Here is a 1,149-nt window from a genome sequence, read left to right on the forward strand (position 1 = left end):
GAAGGTCAACTGTCAAAAGACGGTCAACACCTGCTACCTCGAGCATATTAGCAACCAACTTAGATGTGATTGGTTCACGTGAACGTGCCTTTCGATCTTGACGTGCATATCCATAATAAGGCATAACAACATTGATTGTCTCAGCGCTAGCACGTTTTAGCGCATCAACCATAATCAAGATTTCCATCAAATTATCATTTACACGAGAGCTTGTAGATTGAAGCATAAAAACGTGATGACCACGAATACACTCTTCAATATTAACTTGAATCTCACCATCTGAAAATTCACGAACACTTGATCTTCCAAGTTCAATACCAATTTTATCAGCAACTTTTGCTGCTAATTCTTGGTTAGACGACAAAGCAAATAACTTTAAATTCGTATAAGACATGATTTCCTCCAAAATATCTACTAGACCATTCTACCTTTTTTAAGTTGATTTTCAACGCCAAATAAATGGTGTCACATGAACTTAACAAGGATAAAAATACTTCCCCTTAGTCTAGAATTTTTTTCAAACACCATTATTTTCTCAGGATGAATATATTATTTATATAAAATAAAAGCGATTCGAGAATATCCGAATCGCTTTTGTTGTACTCATTATGGATAAATATAATATACAGAACCACCATGCGCTGATGATGTTGGATCAAATGTACCACGGTAGTTACCGATTAACATGTTACCAGCATAGTTCGATTCCATAACTTGAATTGAATTTACACCTGATGCTGATGTAACATAAGCTACGTGACCATAACCACCACCATCATTTGGCCATACCGCAATCGCACCGGCTACTGGAGTTGTACCTACTGAGTGACCAGCTGCTTGCGCACTAGCAATCCAGTCTTTAGCATTACCCCAATTATTACCAGCCCATGGAGCCAATGATTTCGCACCCCAAGTACATTGTCCAACTGGATATGTATTAGGAGTTGATGCTGCTGACACTTTATGTGTTTCAGCAGCTGGTGCAGGAGCTTCTGAAGCAGCTGGTGCAGCTTCTGATGTTACGACAGGTGCTACGCTAACAGGAGCTTCTGAAACAGCTGGTGCAGCTGATTCTGGTTGTACTTCTGATGTTTCTGATGAAGCCGGCTCCTGTGCAGCCTCAGAAGCTGTCGATGTTTCAGAAACTGG

At 40.0% G+C, this 1,149-nt stretch carries 2 protein-coding genes; both read right to left on the minus strand.

Features of this window, described 5'->3' with window-relative positions; genetic code table 11:
* A partial coding sequence (prs, locus tag CGS49_RS13610; RefSeq protein ID WP_143405888.1) for a ribose-phosphate diphosphokinase occupies positions 1-394 on the minus strand: 394 nt, incomplete at its 3' end.
* A 212-nt stretch (positions 395-606) separates the two neighbouring features.
* Positions 607-1,149 (minus strand): CHAP domain-containing protein (locus tag CGS49_RS13615; protein ID WP_143405889.1); only part of this gene is annotated, 543 nt, incomplete at its 5' end.

The organism is Faecalibacterium langellae, from assembly GCF_002549775.1.
In the GTDB taxonomy this organism is placed as follows: Bacteria; Bacillota; Clostridia; order Oscillospirales; family Ruminococcaceae; genus Faecalibacterium; species Faecalibacterium langellae.